The following is a 20,405-nucleotide window of genomic DNA, read 5'->3' as shown; positions in this document are numbered from 1 at the left end:
GATGGTTGCTTTTGAGAATGCGTAAATTTGCACCCTAATTGATACGAATGGAATCATTTCTAAAAGAGCTCCCAAAGCTTGCCAAAGATAAACATATAGAGAATAAAAAGTATTTCGATAAGCTAAAAAAGAAGACACCTAAAAATCTCGATTATCAGATGCAAGAAATTCACACGGCTGTTTTTAAAAAAGTGGACTGCCTATCGTGTGCGAATTGCTGTAAAACCACCGGACCCCTCTTTACTTCGGCCGATATCGAACGCATTTCAAAGCATTTAAAACTCAAGCCGCAAAGCTTTGTCGAACGCTACCTGCGCATCGATGAAGATCGCGACTACGTTTTGCAATCCGTGCCCTGCACGTTTTTAGACAGCGAAAATTACTGCATGATTTACGAGGTAAGACCCAAGGCTTGTAGGGAGTTTCCGCATACCGACCGCAACAAGTTTCAGCAAATTGCCCATTTGACCCTACAAAATGTAGCTATTTGTCCAGCCGCCTATAAAGTGGTCGAGGAGCTAAAAAAGAAAATGCCTTTGTAAAAAAGGCATTGTTGGGGTAACTTATATAAAAAAGTGTTCTTGTTCTAAGAGTTGTTCGATCTCTTGATCCAACTGCTCATCAGCACTGCCGTCTGTGAGGTGATTAAATTGAACTTTGATGTATTCTAACAGTTCGAGTATCAGTTCTTTGAGTTTTTCAAAAAAGCTGAGCGCATCTTCTATATAGCCTTTTACCATATCAAAAAGATCGAGTATTCGTTCAATAAAGGCGGCTATTCTATCAACGTATTTCATAATTTAGCAATTTTGGTTTTTATTCTTTGCTCAAATATAATAAATTTAATGACTTATATTTTGATTTAAGATAAAACTAACATATTTAAAACACCCGCTTTACATGGCGGTGTTTTTACCGATCCAACCAGTTTTTTAAGGCGTTAATCTGACTTTTACTCACCAATATCGGACTGCCCAAATCGGACTGTGGTAGAAGGATAATCTCTATTTTCTGACTGCTGTGTCGGATGACTTCCTGAATCGAATCGATGTGCACCACGTATTTTCTGTTGATTTTAAAGAATTTTTCCGCGTCGAGTTTGCCAATGATATCCTTGATGGTATCGTCGTAAATATAGCTATTGCCGTCGCGGGTATGGAGAAACAAATGTTTGCCCGACCCTACGAAATACGCTACTTCGCGGCTGAGTATGGATTTTAATTTATATCCGTGGGTCACTAAAAACCGATTCTTAATCGGCGCATCGGTATTGTTTGCGATGGCGGCGATCGAGTTTAAAGCCACGGTGGAGTCAAATTGATGCGCTAGGGCTATAAACTTCCTCAAGGCCTGATGGAGTTGTTCCTCCTCAAAGGGTTTTAGAATATAGTCTAAAGTCAATTGGGAAAAAACCTTTAAGGCATAGGAATCATAAGCGGTAATAAAAATAATGGGGGCGGTGATGCGCTGCTGTTCAAAAATCTCAAAACTCTTTCCATCGCCCAAATGGATGTCCATAAAGATTAAATCGACGCTGTTTTCCTTAAAAAAGGATAGGGATTGCTGAACCGATCTTAAAACGATCAGTTCGCTTATGGCAATAAAAGTCTGCTGCTCCAAAAGCGATTTTAGATAAGTAGCAGCTAAAAGCTCGTCTTCTACAATAGCAACTTTCATTTTTATGTAAAAGTACAAAAAAAAGAACCGCCTGAAAATATTTCTCAGACGGTTGCTAGGGCTACTTATAAATTGGGGTTGTTGAGTCTTGCATTCTGTGGATAAGGCAAGGTATATCGCGGGTCGTTTTCCCTTAAGATATATTCTTTCCCCTCTATGGTGTGAACAATACGCTTTTGATGGATGCGTCGCAGGTCGAACCAGCGATGTCCTTCCAAGGCGAATTCTCTAAAGCGTTCTGCCGTTATAAATTCCAACAGGGCACTTTCGTCCATCGCCTCGATCTGACTGTCGATTTGGGGAACCACTGCGGTTTTATAGCGGTTTTTGATCAACTGCTTAAGGGGGGGTTTAGCATCGGATAAGCGGTGCAAACGCAAAGAGGCCTCTGCTTGAATCAGGTAGAGCTCTGCAGTGCGTATACTGACTTTCTGTGCCTGTTCTCCCGCTTTGATGACCTTGAAGCGACCTTGCGATTTTTCAAAGTAAAGCGGGTATCTCAAATCGTTTGCCGCGTCGAAGGCGTTCAAAAGTTCTTCTGAAGCAAAGCTGGCATTTTTTACCTGACTGTGGTACGTATCTTCCAAAGCCAAGATGGACTCGCTGGAAGTGTATAGGTTGGGAAGGTTTTGACTGCTGTTTAAATCTTCCAAAGCGCTTTTGTAACCCAATGCTTGTTCCGTACTGCGCAGGGCGTTTTCCCACTGCTGCTGATAGAGGTATACCCGAGCTTCAAAGGCATATAGTGCCGCCTTCGAAAAGCGGTAATTCAACCCCTTTTCCTGGGTGCTTTGCTGAAGGAGTGTTTTGGCTTGATCGATATCGCGGTGGATTTGATCGTATACCACTTGAGTGGTTTCTGGGTGCAACACTTTTTCCATGTCGAGTTCCAAGGCTAGGGGAATGGCCTTGTCTGTAGCAGAAGTGGTCGCGTTATAAGGTAGGGCGTACAAATTGACCAAATCGAAAAAAGCATAGGCTCTAAGCGCATGAGCTTCTCCTGTCAGTTGGTCTTTTTCTACCGACGCCGGCAATATCACGCCCCCTTCGGTGATGATGTGGTTGATATAAAAAATCGAATTGTAGAACTGCTGCCACGGAAAAGCCGTGGTGTTGTTGTCTTGCGATATGTCTTGCCACATAAAGATCTCGCGGTATATTTGGAAGTCAAATGCCTCGGCATTGATGTCCAACTCGTCGGTGCGCAAAGCGCTTAACGACTTGTGTCGCGGGTAACCGGAGTAGGCCGTGGTCATCAGTCCCCTAAAGTCTTCCTGAGTTTTGGGAATGACAATTCCCTCGGGTTCGATGTCTAAAAAATCGTCGCAACTCACAGCGCCAAGGCTGAGGGTGAGACCGCTTATTAGGATAAATATTTTTTTCATGATGTTTGAAATTGCTGGTTAAAAAGTGAAATTGACACCGATGGTAAACGATCGGGAAATGGGTTGCGCATAGATGCTACCGTAGGTTTCAGGATCAAAATATCCCGAGTAATCCGAACCGAATACCAAGAGGTTTCTTCCTTCCAAACTAATTCGTGCATTCTGAATTTTTAGTGCATCCGTCAGTGATTTGGGGAAGGTATAGCCCAGTCGGATACTGCTGATTCGAATATAGCTGATTTCCTTAGCCCAAATATCTAAATATTTGTAGGTGTTGGCCGGATCGGCTCCGCCAAACCACTGATGGGCCATCCAGGCATCTCCAGTTCCCGATGTCGGACTGCTGATTGCCGGAAGCGTTCCCTGCGGATTGCTCGGCGACCAGGCTTGGAGGATTTCCGTTGTGTAATTCTGTCCTCTGTCGACTTCGGCGCTCGAATACGGTGGGTTGCGAACCACGGTCTGCTTGAGGTTGAATGCCGCAGAAATATTTATGTCAAAGTTTTTGATGACGAAGTTGTTGATAATACCCCCGGTAAATTTGGGATCCTTATCGCCCAAAACCGTAAATAAACCTCTAAACTCTTCATTGGTTAAATTCGTCTTGGAGAACTCGCCCGGAAAAATTTCCGAATACGGATCGTACAACTGAAAGAATTCTACCGCGTTGACTTTTTCGCCGTCTTTCCAAAACATGATGTTGCCATCGTCGTCTAAACCGGCTGTTTTAAGTCCGTATACCGCATTGATGGCATTGCCTTGTCCCGATGGGAGGAAAGAGGAGTTTTGAGCTTCCACACGGTCGATATTGCTTTTGTTGTGCGCAAAATTAAAGGTGGTGTTCCACTTAAAGTCGGCATGGTCGATGTTTTTGGTCGAGATGGAAATCTCGTATCCCTTATTGGATATCTGGGCCCAGTTCATATTGGTAAATTCAAAACCGTTTTCCAAGGGTAGGGCTCTCAATCCGATCAAGTCGGTACTTTTACGGTTGTAAGTATCCACCGCTATATTAATTCGGTTTCCGAACATGCCCAAGTCAAATCCAAAATTGGAATTGGTGGTCTTTTCCCATCTCAACTTGTTGTTTGGCGGATTGATCACGCGTATGTTGGATTCGGAATGTCCGGGAAGTATGGAAACATATTGGTATTCACCCACTACAAATGGCGAGGTGTTTTTGTCGATGTTTCCCTGTAAACCATAGGAAGCTCTCATCCTTAAATTGGATATGAAAGGCAAGTTTTCCATGAATTTTTCCTGGCTTACCAACCAAGAAGCCGAGGCCGACCACAACGGCAGGTATTTGTATTTGGGATCGACACCAAAGAGGTTGGAACCGTCGTAACGCACACTTCCGAATACGGTGTATTTGCGGTCGTATGTATAAGCAGCGGTAGCAAAAAACGAGGCAAAGGAGTTTTCCAAACGCGTGCGCTTAAAGGTCTCGTAATCCTTTTCTCGAGAAATCTCTTCGTTGGGAAACATTATGGGTTTGGTCGTTAGGGTTTTGGGATCGTACCCAAAGCCTTTGGTCACTATGAGTTTATTGTCTGTCTTTCTCAATTCACTACCAGCCATAACATCGATTTCATGCAAATCGTTGATAATGGTGTTGTAGGTCAATTGCGCCTTCCAGTTGAATTGAAAAAAGTCTTGCCTCCAATTTTGAATAATTCCCCCCTCGGGCAAGAAATAATAGTATTCGCCGTCTTTGTAACGACGGGTTTTCTCGCGTTCTTTTCTCGTGAAATAACTCTCGGCACCGGTGTATTTCTCGGTGTCGTTATTGTCGAGTTGTATCCCCAATTGGGTCGATAGTTTTAAATCGTCCGTCACGGCATAATCGATGTCTAAAATCGCTTTTAACGCGTTGTTCTTTAAGTCGTACGAGGTGTTTTCGCGCTCTTCAAAAAGATTATAGGGAATATAGGTATCGCTGTATCCATCGATTTCCTTGTCGTAATTATAACTGCCGTCTGCCTGATAGGGCGTTAGGTATGGATTGACGTTTCTCGAGTAATTCGAGGGAGAAATAGCGGCGTCGATATCGGTTACATACGATTTTTTATTGACCTGCGTACCGAATAAGGCCACGCCCACATGCAATTTATCGCTGACCTGAAAGTTGTTTTTCAAGGTGAGGTTGTAGCGCTCGAAACCCGTGCCTACGGTAGCGCCTTCTTCGTTGTAATAACCCAGGGAAAAGTAGTAATCGGACCGATCACCACCACCGGACAAACTCAATCCGTATTGCTTGTTGATTGCGGTTTGGTAGATTAAATCGCCCCAATCGGTTTGATTGTTGCGCAGGGAATTGATGCTTTGTTGGGTGTTCGGACTCAAAGAACCAAAACCGTTTTGTCTAAATAAATCCAATTCGCCACTGGCGTTTAGGATTCGGGAGATTTCTCCTTTATCCGTTCTATAGGTCAAATCCGATCGACCGGCCAACATCAATTCCAAATCCACTTTTTCCGAAGCATTCATCAGGTTTAACTTGGAGAAATTCGGCTTTTGTGTGATAAAGGTATTGGCGGTGAAATTGACTTTCATCTCGCCTTTTTTACCTCTTTTCGTGGTGATGGCAATAACACCATTGGCCGCTCTGGCTCCGTAAATCGCAGTAGCTGCCGCATCTTTAAGTATGGTGATGTCCAAGATATCGTCTGGATTTAATCCGGCGATGGAATAGTTTTGCAATTGGTCGATATTGTCCTTGTCGCTAAAAGCGGGAATGTCGTTGCCTTCTAAGGGCATACCATCCACTACCCATAGCGGATCTTGTGGTCCGGAAAGCGATGCGGTACCGCGTATTCTAATTTTAGCAGGCCCACCCGGTGCTCCACTTGCTGTGGAAACCGCTACTCCGGCAACTTGGCCCGATAACAATTGATCGACACTAGCCACTCCGGCTTGTTGAATGTCGGCCATACTGACCTGGCTCACGGCCGAGGTCAATTTTCTCTTTTCGATGGTTTGGTAACCCGTAACAATCACTTCGTTCAACATACTGCTGTCGGTAGTAAGACCTATGGAGTAATGAACTTTAGAAGTTAGCGGAATCAATCGGGATTCATATCCCATATAGCTCACGCGTATCGCTTTGGTGGTGGTAGGTACTTCAAGGCTGAATTTCCCATCCACATCGGTTACCGTACCTACACTGGTACTTTGTATGATGCCCTTTTGATCAGTAGTATTGGAAACGGACTGCGTTTCTATGTATACCGAGGCTCCTGGCAAGCTGAGTTTGTCTGTAGCGTCGACTACCAAACCTGTAATCACTCGTTTCTCCTGAGCATAAGTCAGGGTAAAAAACAGCAGTGCAAATAATAAAGATATCTTTTTCATGGTCGATTAATTGTAATTTAGGGCCTCTTCAATTCTGCTGGTCAAATCGCGGTAATGCGCCCGAGTGGCGGCATCTCCAGCGTTTTTCTTTTTGGAAACCAGTTGGGCTATTTTAGCGAGCTCCGCCTTTTTATAGGTCGTGATTTCCGAAACGCGTTTCATAGAAGAGTAATTGATGTTTCGCAACATATTATCGCTATCCAAATGGTTACACAGCGCGGGTATACGCAGGGTATGATCGAGTTGTATCGTTTTTTTCGACGTTTTCTCGAAGAGCTTGTTGGTGGATACTATCAAAGCATCCACATAATTTTTTTGCGTCATACGCTCTAATATCGAAAGTGATTTCCCTCGTTTAGTCCTACCAAAAACCTCTCCATTAATAGTTTGGAGCAGCTCAACGACGCTAAAAAAGTCGTCTTTGCCCAATTGAGTCTGTATTAATTCGTTTTCTGTCATGCGCAATAGGCGCTCGTCCATCAGCAATTCGTAGATTACGGTGTATTGCAATTCTCTGGCTAGGGTGTAGGGCGAGTATTCAAACGGACCTACTGGCGAATCCTTTAGCGGGTAGGTCTTTTCCAAAACCTCGTTAAAGAACAACCAGTTGGGCAGGTGAATCACTTGATCCATCAGGTAGTTCGTGGCCTTTTTTTGCAGGGCTACCGGTACGGCTTGATAGGCTTTTTTGCCATCGCCAAAAACCGTGTTGTTTAGGTAAACCCCTCCGATATTGGCCAATACGTGTTTGTTGTACATCTGCCATTGGCCGATGGTTCCGATGTAGAGCTTGCCGGTTTCGTAATACGATTCCCCGTCTTGAGCCGTCCAATTGCTTAGATTCTCAATGACTCTTTGCAGGTTTTTCACCCCGTATTCACTGGCTAAAACCGCATCATCGCCCAAATCTTCGGATTGGGAACGCGGATCGATGGTGTTGGATAAACTCTGTTGTTCCCCGTAAAAGTACAGCGGGTCGTTTTGATGCTGTACCAACAGCTGACGCAATGCGGCTTTTTCCTCTGCTGCCGTAGGGTACCAACGGTATCCCCAATCGATGGCGTATTTGTCGTAAACACCGATTTTGGGCGTAATAGCTGTGATCTGATCTTCGGGTTGTGCCACGTAATTATAACGGGCATAATCCATGATAGACGGGGCTGTACCACCCATTTTTTCTGTAAATTTCTTCGATCGCAACGAATCGACTGGGAAGGCATAAGATGCCCCCATATTGTGTTTTAATCCGAAGGTATGACCGACCTCATGCGACGATACAAAGCGAATGGCTTCACCCATGTGCTCATCGCTGAATTTATTGCCACGCGCTTGGGGATCGATAGGACCGGTTTGTATGCGCATCCAGCTGTGCAACGAAGTCATCACATTGTGCCACCAAATGATATCGGCTTCCAAGATTTCACCGCTTCGGGGATCAACTACAGAAGGACCCATCGCATTGGCTTTAGGCGAGGCGGCATAGGTGATAACCGAATAGCGCACGTCGTCGATGTCAAAATCGACATCGGTTGCTGTGGGCTCTTTGGCGATAATTGCATCCTTAAAACCCGCTTGCTCGAAGGCTACTTGCCAATCGTGTACGCCATCGATGATTTTCTGACGCCATTGCGGTGGTGTAGCCGGATCGATATAATAGACAATCGGCTTTTTGGGCGTTACCAATTCTCCTTTGAGATACTTTTCCATGTCTTCGGCTTTGGGTTCCATACGCCAACGGGTGATGATCTCCTTTTCTTCCATAGCGTGCTGCTGGTCGTTGAAATACCAGTGCTTTTCGGTAAAATAACCGATTCTTCGATCGGAAAATCGCGCTTGCATAGGCGTTTTACTCAACAATACGATGTTGGTGGTGATGCCTAAAGTTACCGCTAAATCCGTACCACCCTCATTAACCGTAGTGGTTAATTGCGATTTTACTACCATATTCTCGGGAAAGGTTTTGACGCTTTCTATATAGGATAGATTCGATTTTACCGAACCGCCCAAGCCCAAGTTGCTCAAAACATCGTTAAAACTCTTCTGATTGCCGTCAAAAACCTTGTTGACTTTAATAACTACGGCAGTGGAATCGTTGTTTTTGGATTCGATGTCGAACACTTCGATAATCGATTCGGCAAAATTGTTCTGAACCGATTGGGTGATGGCGTCTTCTGCAGGAGAGGAAACCCGAGGGATACTCGTCTTGACCCATACCTTATTAGCGATGGTGTCTTTGTGAAAGGTGATGACCTTGTTTTCGTAATTCATCCCTTTGTTGATTCCCGCTTCATTGACCTGCAACGGCACCTGAGAGAGTTTGTTGACAATTAAAAATTGACGGTCGAGCAAACTGTCGGGAATTTCAAAATAGACATCAGTTTTAACTTGGATGGTATTAAACATGCCCTTCCGATAGCTTCCTTTTTTTATTAAATCATTATAGTTCTTCGTCTTTGTTGATGTTGAATCTTTGGCTGCTTTTTCCTCTTTTGCTTTGGGGTCTTTTTTCTGTGCAAAAGTGACAGTAACATTCATAACCAACAGTAAAAATAGTAACGTTTTGATTTTTAGTCTTACCGTGTTTTTACTCATTCCAATGTTAAGTTAAAGTTAATACGCCTTAAAACTAGCGTCCTTTGCTTAATCTCGAAAATTTTTAGGAGTGAGTGGGGCGTATAACGGAGTGACTGGTTTTTTTAACATTTAATCAAGGGCAGTGTACAGATAAAATGCTCGTTTTTGATTTCGATTTTAAAGCGGTCGCAATCGTAGAATTGGTATATTTTTTGCAAGTATTTAAGTCCAAAGCGCTCACTCTCGGAAGGGGAGGTCTTCTTCTGTAAGTTGTTGATTACGAGTACGCGGTCTTCTTGGACCTGGATGTGTATAGACAAGGGATGCTCCAAAGTCGCGATATTGTGTTTTAAGGCGTTTTCAATAGTGATTTGCAAGGCTAAATACGGTAAGTATAGACCGCTATTGGCCTCGGATTCGCCGGTTATTTTAAAGATTAATTCCTCGGAAAAACGACTCTTTTGCAGGCTGATGTATTCCTGAATAAAGTTGATTTCGTCCTGTAGTGGAACCGCGTTTTCGGCGGGAGGATTGATCAGATACCGGTATATCTTGGACAGGTTTAACGTAAATGTCTGCGCATTCTTTTTATCGATGGCGATAAGCATATACAGCGAATTGAGGGAATTGAATAAGAAATGCGGATTGATTTGATTTTTGAGTTGCTGCAATTGTGTCAATGCCTTTTCCTTGCTGAATTTTTCGTTTTCGACCGCCAAGAGCTCTTTTTCCTTATACGCTTTGCGATTGGCCTGATCAAAGAGGTAAAAGATAAACAGGATTAAAAAAACCGTGGTCAAAAAGATCAGGGTGGTATAGGTTTTGACCTCGGCTACGATTTCATCGGAATTTATCTTGGGAAAATTGACGCAGATATAACCGTCGAAATTCTTGGTTTTAAAACTGTTGACAAAGCGAATCACATCGATATGCAGAAATTCGGACATGACGATAGGCGGATTCTGAAAGTTTTTGTCGATTAAGGTGTCGGTCGGATTTAGGTTGGTCAGCTCAAAGACGTTTTTTCCGATCATTTCGATTTCCGGATGGAAGATACAAATGCCGTTTTTGTCGAAAATATACGCGTAATTCGGCGTACTCGCATCTATAGTTGCCAGGTATTCGTGTAGTTTTTGTAGGTTTATCGTGTAGCCATAAACGCGTCGGGTGTGCTTGCTCGTCGGAATGCTGTTGGAGATAATCCAATACAAACTGTCGCGACTTGCAATCAGGGTTTCGCGGTTGTTTTGGGGCGGCGCCTCGAGCAGCCATTGGCGAAATGCAGCCTCAGACTCTATGCCGCTGCTGCGCATATACGAATCGACTATGTTCTGTGCCGTGTCCAAATCGACGAACCAATTGCTGTCGATCAGGAAATTGCTGTGACTGATCTCATTGAGAATTTCAAACTTATCCCGCAAGGCCTTTCCACTGTTTCGGGAGGCAATACCGTGAAGCAAGTTTTGATGCTGATCGATGCGGATAAATTCGTTTTCTAAAGCCTTATTCCGTTTAAAAAATGTCTTTTTTGCAATATCTGTATTGATGTCCTCGCTGTTTTGGGTGATTAAAACACTTAAAACAAGCAAGGCAATAACGGTAATCAGCAATATGGGAAAGCTGATCAGCAATAAGGTACGGCGTTCTATGGGTTTTTTAAACTTAAAAAAGGACATATCGACGGGGTATCAAGTGGCGTAAGCCTATTTGGTGTATAGCAAATAGGGCGCTCTGGTTTTTTTAAAATTTTCTATACCCGTTTTCCAAGTTTCGCGAATTTGGTTTTCGGTCCATCCCTTTTCAATTTGGGTTTTCAAGGTCGTGGTACCGGCTAATTTAGTGAAAAAGCCGATAAAAAACCGATCTTTTTGGTCGCTGTGGTTGTAGGCTTTTAAGAGCCATTGCAGGTCTAAAGGACGGGTCACTTCAACTTTACTGAGGTTTTCACCAAAGCAGAGCTTGCCCTTGTTCATTGGGTCGGAAGAGGCCGCATTGGGTTGTGGTGTAAAGGAAAAGGGCATATTTTTGAGGAAGGGTGAACCGTAGATTTGAAACTGTAAATCCGTTCCTCGCCCCGAGCTGACGTTGGTGCCCTCAAAAAAGCACAGACTCACATACAGTCTGATCGACTGCATATTCGGCAGGTTGGGAGAGGGGGCTATAGGCAAATCATAAGGCATATCGCTACTGTAGTTGTTGCAGGGAATTACCGTTAATTTGCATTGAATGCCTTGGTTGAGCCATTTTTCGCCGTTGATCATTTGTCCGTACTCGCCTATAGTCATTCCGTGCAATACCGGTATGGGGTGCATGCCGATAAAACTCTTGTTCGCCAACTCTAAAACCGGACCGTCTATGCTCGATCCATTGGGGTTGGGACGATCTAGAATGATTACCGGGATGCCGTTTTCGGCACAGGCCTCCATTAAATAGTGTAACGAAGAGATATAGGTATAAAATCGAGCGCCTACATCTTGCAGGTCAAACAACATGACTTCAATGTCTTTGAGCTGTTCTTTGCTCGGTTTTTTACTCGAGCCGTAAAGCGATATAATCGGGAGGTTGGTTTTGCTGTCCTTGCTGTCTTTGACGTGTTCTCCTGCACTTGCCGTTCCCCTAAAGCCGTGTTCGGGTGCGTATACCTTAATGACGTTGACCTGGTTTCTCAACAAAAAATCTACTGTAGATTCGGATGTACCCGATGCAGACTGTGGTACTATACCGGTTTGATTGGTTAGTATGCCTACTTTTTTGCCCTGTAATAAGGGGCCATAAAGCGCTATTCTTTCCGCGCCAACTTCTATACGCGTAGGTGTTGCCGCCGCTTCTGCTAGTGTTGGTTTAGCAGTTCTGCTTATTTTTGTGGAATTTCCACAGGAAACAAATAGTACTAATAGGAATAAAACTGTATTTTTGAACGTTGAATTTGATACCATAAAGATCTTGAAATTAGAATATTTTATTGCCAAAAGGTTAATTACCACTAAAAACTATAAAAGTAGTATATCCGCTCCAATAATTAAAATTGCCATTATAGCAATCGCATTGGGGTTGATTATGATGCTGATTTCAGTGGCGACGGGTTTGGGATTAAAATACAAAATTAGAGATAAAATTTCAGCTTTTGCAGGACATGTCGTTATTTCCAATTACGATGCGAATGAAACCGATCTCACCTTGGAGCCCATGTCTTTAAATCAGGAATTCTATCCCAATTTTAAAAACATATCGGGCATCAAAAAAGTAGAGCCCTTTGCGATTAAAGCGGGGATTATCCGAACCGAAAATGCGTTTGAAGGGATTTTTCTAAAGGGGGTCGATGCACAATACAATTGGCAGGCGCTGGAAGAGTACTTGGTTTTTGGAAGATTGCCCAAATTTGAAGAGGCTATGAGTCAGGAGGTATTGATATCGGAACTCGTTGCCAATCGATTGGAGCTAAAACTGGGAGATAAAATCACGACACATTTTTTAAAGGAAACGGGAAACAAACTGCCCAATGTGCGCAAATTTGAAATCGTAGGGATTTTTAATTCCGGACTTCAAGAGTTTGATTCCAATTTTGTCATCGGCGATTTAAGGCAGGTACAGCGTTTAAACCGATGGAGTGCCGATGAAGTCGGAGGTTTTGAAGTGGTGCTAAACGATTTTGATCAGATCGAAGAAAAGGGTGCTGCTATTTACTTAGAATTGCCACCTACTTTAAATAGTCGCACTATAGTCGAAAAATATGGCAATATTTTCAATTGGATTGCGATGTTCGACTTTAATATAGCCGTAATCCTTGTTATTATGGTGGTGGTCGCCTCTATTAATATGATTGTAGCGCTATTGGTTTTGATTTTGGAGCGCACTCAAATGATTGGGGTCTTAAAAGCCCTTGGAGCCAGTAATTGGACAATACGCAAGATTTTTTTATACAATGCGGCCTACTTGATTTTTGTAGGACTTTTTTGGGGTAACCTTTTGGGAATTGGAATGCTGTTGGTACAACAGCACTTTGGTGTCATTCAGCTGGATCCCAACCTATACTATGTTAAGGAAGCCCCCGTGTTATTGCGCTTTACCGATGTGCTCTGGTTAAATGGCGGTGTAGTGGTTATTTGCTTGCTGGTGTTGTTGATTCCTTCCTATTTAATTACTAAAATTTCCCCGGTTAGCGCTATGCGCTTTGATTAGTGATTCGCTTAGGCGCTTATTCGTTGATTTGCGGATGCGCGAATTCGCCATGGTTTGCCGAAGAGCCTATTCGTTGATTTGCGGATGCGCGGATACGCCTTGGTTTGCCGAGGTGCTGATTCGTTCATTTGCCGATGCGCGAATTCGCCATGTTTTGTTCAAAGGATTTTAGGACTACATTTTAATCAGGAAATTGAACTCCTTATATAGTGCCTAGCGAATAAATGCCTATTCGTTGATTTGTCTATGCGCGAATTTGCCACGGTTTGTGCAAAGTATTTAAGGACTACATTTTTTATTCGGAAAAGAACTCCTTTATACTACCTAGCGAAAACGCCGCTCGCGCCAGCATCTTGCTGGTAAAAGCCTATTCGCTTATTTGCGGATGCGCGGATGCGCCTTGGTTAGTAGAGAATATTTAAGAACTGCTTTTTTTATTCGGAAAAGAACTCCTTTACGCAACCCGGCGAATAAGCGAATCATCAAATCCTCGAATCCGCCTACAATATAAGAGGGTACCAGCGTGACGCTGGCACCAGCGGAGGTTGCAGAAAGTAATTAAGGGCTACATTTTTAATCCGGAAAAGAACTCCTTTACGCAATCTCTCGAATCATCAAATCCGCGAATCAACGAATCCGCCCTTTACTATAAGAAGCTATCTTCTATTCTCCGCCACTCTCGAATCAACGAATCCGCGAATAAACAAATCCTCGAATCCGCACTTTACTATAACAAGCCATCTTCTATTCTACGGTACTCTCGAATCCGCGAATCAACGAATAAACAAATCCGCAAAAAAAAACCGTGTAAAGTTAGGGTAACTAAGCAGTTAACAAATCCCCGGCAAAAACCCCTTAAAAAAAACTTCAAAAGATTAGGAAAGCCGATAAAAAGGCCTACTTTTGCACTCGCATTACCGCAGAAGTTCTTTGATTACCGGGTTGAGATTGTGAGGGTCGTAGGGGTTTAAATCCGACGAGCCGAATAAGGGAGGCCAGTGATAGTAACGATTGACGAGAAAAAAGAAAAATTATTTTTCTATAAAAAGCTTGCCAGTTAAAAAAGAAGTTGTAGTTTTGCATCCGCTTTGAGAGACAAGCGAAAACAAGAAGACACGTTCATAGACATATTGAATTGACAGCAAATAAGAGAGAGTAAGGAAATCGCAAGATTTCAAGAATTAGCGCAAACTATCTAAATATATTAAAAAAATACGATGAAGAGTTTGATCCTGGCTCAGGATGAACGCTAGCGGCAGGCTTAACACATGCAAGTCGAGGGGTATAGGGAGCTTGCTTCCTTGAGACCGGCGCACGGGTGCGTAACGCGTATGCAATCTACCTTTTACAAAGGAATAGCCCAGAGAAATTTGGATTAATGCCTTATAGTGTTGTTGGATGGCATCATTTGACAACTAAAGATTTATCGGTAAAAGATGAGCATGCGTCCCATTAGCTAGTTGGTATGGTAACGGCATACCAAGGCAATGATGGGTAGGGGTCCTGAGAGGGAGATCCCCCACACTGGTACTGAGACACGGACCAGACTCCTACGGGAGGCAGCAGTGAGGAATATTGGTCAATGGAGGCAACTCTGAACCAGCCATGCCGCGTGCAGGAAGACGGTCCTATGGATTGTAAACTGCTTTTATACAGGAATAAACCTACCCTCGTGAGGGTATTTGAAGGTACTGTAGGAATAAGGATCGGCTAACTCCGTGCCAGCAGCCGCGGTAATACGGAGGATCCAAGCGTTATCCGGAATCATTGGGTTTAAAGGGTTCGTAGGCGGTTTGATAAGTCAGTGGTGAAATCTCCTAGCTTAACTAGGAAATGGCCATTGATACTGTCGGACTTGAATTATTGGGAAGTAACTAGAATATGTAGTGTAGCGGTGAAATGCTTAGATATTACATGGAATACCAATTGCGAAGGCAGGTTACTATCAATTGATTGACGCTGATGAACGAAAGCGTGGGTAGCGAACAGGATTAGATACCCTGGTAGTCCACGCCGTAAACGATGGATACTAGCTGTTCGGTCGCAAGACTGAGTGGCTAAGCGAAAGTGATAAGTATCCCACCTGGGGAGTACGTTCGCAAGAATGAAACTCAAAGGAATTGACGGGGGCCCGCACAAGCGGTGGAGCATGTGGTTTAATTCGATGATACGCGAGGAACCTTACCAGGGCTTAAATGTAGATTGACCGTTTTGGAAACATTACTTTCGCAAGACAATTTACAAGGTGCTGCATGGTTGTCGTCAGCTCGTGCCGTGAGGTGTCAGGTTAAGTCCTATAACGAGCGCAACCCCTATCGTTAGTTGCCAGCGGGTCATGCCGGGAACTCTAACGAGACTGCCAGTGCAAACTGAGAGGAAGGTGGGGATGACGTCAAATCATCACGGCCCTTACGTCCTGGGCTACACACGTGCTACAATGGCCGGTACAGAGAGCAGCCACTGGGCGACCAGGAGCGAATCTACAAAACCGGTCACAGTTCGGATCGGAGTCTGCAACTCGACTCCGTGAAGCTGGAATCGCTAGTAATCGGATATCAGCCATGATCCGGTGAATACGTTCCCGGGCCTTGTACACACCGCCCGTCAAGCCATGGAAGCTGGGGGTACCTGAAGTCGGTGACCGCAAGGAGCTGCCTAGGGTAAAACTGGTAACTAGGGCTAAGTCGTAACAAGGTAGCCGTACCGGAAGGTGCGGCTGGAACACCTCCTTTCTAGAGATACGCACTAATTTTATCTTGCTCTCGCTGTTCAATTCAAATAATACACAATAAAAGTACAGAGTCTCGTAGCTCAGCTGGTTAGAGTACTACACTGATAATGTAGGGGTCGGCAGTTCGAGTCTGCCCGGGACTACAGGCTACGCCTGAGGTAAACTTTTGACTATTTTGTCTGCATTTTGCGCAAACAAAACGGCAAAGAACAACGTCAGACGCGGGCATTTTTGGCTAATAGCTAGGAAAAATACACTTTTATTGAAAGGAAATTTTAGAGGTTGACTAGCCCGACTACGTTTGGAAGACTACCTTCTAAATTCATTGGGGGATTAGCTCAGCTGGCTAGAGCGCCTGCCTTGCACGCAGGAGGTCATCGGTTCGACTCCGATATTCTCCACTACGGCATAAAGTCACACAGAAATAATTGTCTGTGGCGACTCGCCACACGTTCATTGACATATTGAGATATTTAAATACAATAAAAATAATAGAAAGCACGTAATTGATTTCGATCGATTACACAAGCACATAAGCAAAATAAGGGCGTATGGGGGATGCCTAGGCTCTCAGAGGCGAAGAAGGACGTGATAAGCTGCGAAAAGCTACGGGGATCGGCACACACGAATTGATCCGTAGATATCCGAATGGGGCAACCCACTATGTTGAAGACATAGTATCCGATAGGAGGCAAACCCGCTGAACTGAAACATCTAAGTAGGCGGAGGAGAAGAAAACAAAAGTGATTCCGTAAGTAGTGGCGAGCGAACGCGGAACAGCCCAAACCAATGTTGTTACGGCAATATTGGGGTTGTAGGACCACGATGTTTCTTGCGGACAGAATTAGAACAAGTTGGAAAGCTTGACCATAGAGGGTGACAGTCCCGTATAAGTAATGGAAGATAAGAATAGTGGTATCCTGAGTAGGTCGGGGCACGTGAAACCCTGATTGAAACTGGCGGGACCATCCGCTAAGGCTAAATACTCCTGAGAGACCGATAGTGAACCAGTACCGTGAGGGAAAGGTGAAAAGAACCGTGAATAACGGAGTGAAATAGATCCTGAAACCATACGCCTACAAGCGGTCGGAGCCCTTAAGTGGGGTGACGGCGTGCCTTTTGCATAATGAGCCTACGAGTTACCGTTGCTGGCAAGGATAAGTGGTTAAGCCATGGATCCGTAGCGAAAGCGAGTCTGAATAGGGCGCTTTAGTCAGTAGTGGTAGACGCGAAACCGTGTGATCTACCCATGGGCAGGTTGAAGTTTAGGTAACACTAAATGGAGGACCGAACCGGTTGACGTTGAAAAGTCTTCGGATGACCTGTGGGTAGGGGTGAAAGGCCAATCAAACTCGGAAATAGCTCGTACTCCCCGAAATGCATTTAGGTGCAGCGTTAGTTATAAAGTTATATAGAGGTAGAGCTACTGATTGGATGCGGGGGTTTCACCACCTACCAATTCCTGACAAACTCCGAATGCTATATAATGTTCACTAACAGTGAGGGCATGGGTGCTAAGGTCCATGTCCGAGAGGGAAAGAACCCAGACCATCAGCTAAGGTCCCCAAATGTATACTAAGTTGAAAAAACGCGGTTTGTCTGCCCAGACAGCTAGGATGTTGGCTTGGAAGCAGCCATTCATTTAAAGAGTGCGTAACAGCTCACTAGTCGAGCGGACGAGCATGGATAATAATCGGGCATAAGTATACTACCGAAGCTATGGATTTACAGACAAGGGTTTGTAAGTGGTAGGGGAGCATTCTAATGGGGTTGAAGGTGAGTTGTGAGACTTGCTGGACTAATTAGAAAAGAAAATGTAGGCATAAGTAACGATAATGCGGGCGAGAAACCCGCACACCGAAAAACTAAGGTTTCCACAGCTATGCTAATCAGCTGTGGGTTAGTCGGGTCCTAAGGCAAACCCGAAGGGGGACGTCGATGGCCAACGGGTTAATATTCCCGTACTACTTATAATTGTGATGGAGTGACGGAGTGATGAAAGCACCGCGAACTGACGGAATAGTTCGTTGAAGATTGTAGCTATATTCCAGATAGTAAAATGCGTTTGGAATGGCAAAGATCGATAGTACTGCGAGTCTACGGACAAGTAGATAGTGTGCCTAAGGGCTTCCAAGAAAACCTTCTAAACATAGATTATAAGTACCCGTACCGTAAACCGACACAGGTAGTTGGGGAGAGAATCCTAAGGTGCTCGAGAGATTCATGGCTAAGGAACTAGGCAAAATAGACCTGTAACTTCGGGAGAAAGGTCGCCAGCGCAAGCTGGCCGCAGTGAAGAGGTCCAGGCGACTGTTTATCAAAAACACAGGGCTCTGCAAAATCGTAAGATGAAGTATAGGGCCTGACACCTGCCCGGTGCTGGAAGGTTAAGAGGAGATGTTATGAGCAATCAGAAGCATTGAATTGAAGCCCCAGTAAACGGCGGCCGTAACTATAACGGTCCTAAGGTAGCGAAATTCCTTGTCGGGTAAGTTCCGACCTGCACGAATGGTGTAACGATCTGGACGCTGTCTCAGCCATGAGCTCGGTGAAATTGTAGTATCGGTGAAGATGCCGATTACCCGCAGTGGGACGAAAAGACCCTGTGCACCTTTACTATAGCTTAGTATTGTTCTTGGATAAGTGATGTGTAGGATAGGTGGGAGACTGTGAAGTGGCGTCGCTAGGCGTTGTGGAGTCATTGTTGAAATACCACCCTTTGCTTATTTGAGATCTAACTCCATATAATGGAGGACATTGCTTGGTGGGTAGTTTGACTGGGGTGGTCGCCTCCAAAAGAGTAACGGAGGCTTCTAAAGGTTCCCTCAGCACGCTTGGTAACCGTGCGTAGAGTGCAATGGTATAAGGGAGCTTGACTGAGAGACTAACAAGTCGACCAGGTACGAAAGTAGAGCATAGTGATCCGGTGGTTCCGCATGGAAGGGCCATCGCTCAAAGGATAAAAGGTACGCCGGGGATAACAGGCTGATCTCCCCCAAGAGCTCATATCGACGGGGGGGTTTGGCACCTCGATGTCGGCTCGTCACATCCTGGGGCTGGAGAAGGTCCCAAGGGTTGGGCTGTTCGCCCATTAAAGTGGCACGCGAGCTGGGTTCAGAACGTCGTGAGACAGTTCGGTCTCTATCTACTGCGGGCGTTAGAAATTTGAGTGGATCTGATTCTAGTACGAGAGGACCGATTTGGACAAACCTCTAGTGTATCTGTTGTCTCGCCAGGGGCATCGCAGAGTAGCTACGTTTGGCAGGGATAAGCGCTGAAAGCATATAAGCGCGAAACCCACCACAAGATGAGATTTCTTTAAAGGGTCGTGGGAGATGACCACGTTGATAGGCTATAGATGTAAAGGCAGTAATGTCATAGTCGAGTAGTACTAATAACCCGTAAGCTTATGTGTACTGTCCCGTTTTTTAAACGGGACAGGATGACTTTCTACTTATACAATACACGTATTTAAATATCTTCGTATGTTACGATATTCGTTATTCCAAACCCTTGGATAACAACCGATTTAAGGTGGTTATTGCAGCGGGGCTCACCTCTTCCCATTTCGAACAGAGCAGTTAAGCCCGTTAGCGCAGATGGTACTGCATTTATGTGGGAGAGTATGTCGTCGCCTTTTTTTTAAGAACCCCTAGTCTTCACAGACTAGGGGTTTTTTGTTTTATGCAGATTCGATGATTTGTTGATTCGATGATTTGCCAGGTTGCGTAAAGGAGTTCTCTTCCGGATTAAAAATGTAGTAATTAAATACTTTCTACAAACCAAGGCGCATCCGCGCATCGGCAAATAAGCGAATCAGCTTTTCCTTATTCGATATTTGCATAATCGAACTCAGTCTCTGAATAAAAAATGCACTAATTAAATACTTTCTGCAAACCAAGGCGTATCCGCGCATCGGCAAATCAGCGCATCGGCTTTTAATTGTGCGCACCAGCAAGATGCTGGCGCGAGCACTAGTCATGCAAAGGAGTTCTTTTCCGCATTAAAAACGTAGTCCTTATATATTTTCTACAAACCAAGGCGCATCCGCGCATCGGCAAATCAGCGAATAAGCTTTTAATTGTGCGCACCAGCAAGATGCTGGCGAGAGCGCTAGTCGTGCAAAGGAGTTCCTTTCGGGATTAAAAATGTGGTTCTTAACTGCTTTGTACAAACTAAGGCGCATCCGTGCATCGGCAAATCAGCGAATAAGCTTTTAATTGTGCGCACCAGCAAGATGCTGGCGCGAGCGATGGTCATGCAAAGGAGGTCAATTCCGAATAAAAATTGCAATCCTTAAATCCTTTGTACAAAATATGGCGCATCCGCGCATCCACAAATCAGCGAATCAGCTTTTTCTTGGAGTTCGTTTTCCGAATAAAAATTGCAATCCTTAGATTCTTTGTACAAAATATGGCGCATCCGCAAATAAACGAATCTGCTTCTCCTTGGGTTCAATTCCGAATAAAATTGCAATCCTTAAATCCTTTGTACAAAATATGGCG

9 protein-coding genes, 2 tRNA genes and 3 rRNA genes are annotated in these 20,405 nt (G+C 44.4%); 7 read left to right on the top strand and 7 right to left on the bottom strand.

Features of this window, described 5'->3' with window-relative positions:
• Positions 1–47: 47 nt before the first annotated feature.
• Positions 48–542: a YkgJ family cysteine cluster protein gene (locus ACQZ43_RS00505; RefSeq protein WP_430613857.1), complete on the top strand. Its 495-nt coding sequence runs from the start codon at positions 48–50 to the stop codon at positions 540–542.
• 21 nt (positions 543–563) lie between these two features.
• Here ACQZ43_RS00505 and ACQZ43_RS00500 read toward each other — a convergent pair whose 3' ends face one another.
• The 7 genes from ACQZ43_RS00500 to ACQZ43_RS00470 form a co-directional block, all read right to left on the bottom strand.
• Entirely contained in the window at positions 564–797 is a 234-nt protein-coding gene (locus ACQZ43_RS00500) for a hypothetical protein (protein ID WP_430613856.1), read from the bottom strand.
• Between the two features lie 115 nt (positions 798–912).
• Positions 913–1,677: a LytR/AlgR family response regulator transcription factor gene (locus ACQZ43_RS00495; RefSeq protein ID WP_430613855.1), complete on the bottom strand. Its 765-nt coding sequence runs from the start codon at positions 1,675–1,677 to the stop codon at positions 913–915.
• A 65-nt stretch (positions 1,678–1,742) separates the two neighbouring features.
• Positions 1,743–3,062, bottom strand: a complete 1,320-nt coding sequence (locus ACQZ43_RS00490; RefSeq protein WP_430613854.1) for a RagB/SusD family nutrient uptake outer membrane protein — start codon at positions 3,060–3,062, stop codon at positions 1,743–1,745.
• Positions 3,063–3,080: 18 nt separating this feature from the next.
• Entirely contained in the window at positions 3,081–6,416 is a 3,336-nt protein-coding gene (locus tag ACQZ43_RS00485) for a SusC/RagA family TonB-linked outer membrane protein (protein WP_430613852.1), read from the bottom strand.
• Between the two features lie 6 nt (positions 6,417–6,422).
• On the bottom strand, positions 6,423–9,008 hold the full coding sequence (locus tag ACQZ43_RS00480) for a zinc-dependent metalloprotease (protein ID WP_430613851.1): 2,586 nt from the start codon (positions 9,006–9,008) through the stop codon (positions 6,423–6,425).
• Positions 9,009–9,112: 104 nt separating this feature from the next.
• Positions 9,113–10,666 carry a histidine kinase gene (locus tag ACQZ43_RS00475; protein WP_430613849.1) on the bottom strand — a complete coding sequence of 518 codons (1,554 nt, stop codon included), beginning with the start codon at positions 10,664–10,666 and terminating at the stop codon, positions 9,113–9,115.
• A gap of 27 nt (positions 10,667–10,693) precedes the next feature.
• Positions 10,694–11,926 carry an exo-beta-N-acetylmuramidase NamZ family protein gene (locus ACQZ43_RS00470; protein ID WP_430613848.1) on the bottom strand — a complete coding sequence of 411 codons (1,233 nt, stop codon included), beginning with the start codon at positions 11,924–11,926 and terminating at the stop codon, positions 10,694–10,696.
• Between the two features lie 7 nt (positions 11,927–11,933).
• Here ACQZ43_RS00470 and ACQZ43_RS00465 point away from each other — a divergent pair, with 7 nt between their 5' ends.
• The 6 genes from ACQZ43_RS00465 to rrf all read left to right on the top strand — a co-directional run bounded on the left by ACQZ43_RS00465 (position 11,934) and on the right by rrf (position 19,540).
• Positions 11,934–13,169, top strand: a complete 1,236-nt coding sequence (locus tag ACQZ43_RS00465) for an ABC transporter permease (RefSeq protein ID WP_430615556.1) — start codon at positions 11,934–11,936, stop codon at positions 13,167–13,169.
• Between the two features lie 1,214 nt (positions 13,170–14,383).
• Positions 14,384–15,901 (top strand): 16S ribosomal RNA (locus ACQZ43_RS00460).
• Between the two features lie 68 nt (positions 15,902–15,969).
• A tRNA-Ile gene (locus tag ACQZ43_RS00455) sits at positions 15,970–16,043 on the top strand.
• Between the two features lie 184 nt (positions 16,044–16,227).
• Positions 16,228–16,301: transfer RNA gene (locus ACQZ43_RS00450), tRNA-Ala, on the top strand.
• 129 nt (positions 16,302–16,430) lie between these two features.
• Positions 16,431–19,315 (top strand): 23S ribosomal RNA (locus ACQZ43_RS00445).
• Positions 19,316–19,430: 115 nt separating this feature from the next.
• Positions 19,431–19,540, top strand: a 5S ribosomal RNA gene (gene rrf / locus ACQZ43_RS00440).
• Together the 16S, 23S and 5S rRNA genes with 2 tRNA genes alongside form the textbook arrangement of a ribosomal RNA operon.
• Positions 19,541–20,405 lie beyond the last annotated feature (865 nt).

Origin of the sequence: Flavobacterium sp. JP2137, assembly GCF_050562195.1 — a bacterium.
Taxonomy (GTDB): Bacteria; Bacteroidota; Bacteroidia; order Flavobacteriales; family Flavobacteriaceae; genus Flavobacterium.
The sequence above is the reverse complement of the archived record's forward strand: the minus strand, read 5'-3'. Positions and strand labels throughout refer to the sequence as shown.

Bases quoted from the DNA above. Each gene is read 5' to 3' on its own strand.
- ACQZ43_RS00485 (WP_430613852.1), bottom strand. From the start codon at position 6,416: ATGAAAAAGATATCTTTATTATTTGCACTGCTGTTTTTTACCCTGACT.
- ACQZ43_RS00490 (WP_430613854.1), bottom strand. From the start codon at position 3,062: ATGAAAAAAATATTTATCCTAATAAGCGGTCTCACCCTCAGCCTTGGC.
- ACQZ43_RS00470 (WP_430613848.1), bottom strand. From the start codon at position 11,926: ATGGTATCAAATTCAACGTTCAAAAATACAGTTTTATTCCTATTAGTA.
- ACQZ43_RS00475 (WP_430613849.1), bottom strand. From the start codon at position 10,666: ATGTCCTTTTTTAAGTTTAAAAAACCCATAGAACGCCGTACCTTATTG.
- ACQZ43_RS00505 (WP_430613857.1), top strand. From the start codon at position 48: ATGGAATCATTTCTAAAAGAGCTCCCAAAGCTTGCCAAAGATAAACAT.
- ACQZ43_RS00495 (WP_430613855.1), bottom strand. From the start codon at position 1,677: ATGAAAGTTGCTATTGTAGAAGACGAGCTTTTAGCTGCTACTTATCTA.
- ACQZ43_RS00500 (WP_430613856.1), bottom strand. From the start codon at position 797: ATGAAATACGTTGATAGAATAGCCGCCTTTATTGAACGAATACTCGAT.
- ACQZ43_RS00480 (WP_430613851.1), bottom strand. From the start codon at position 9,008: ATGAGTAAAAACACGGTAAGACTAAAAATCAAAACGTTACTATTTTTA.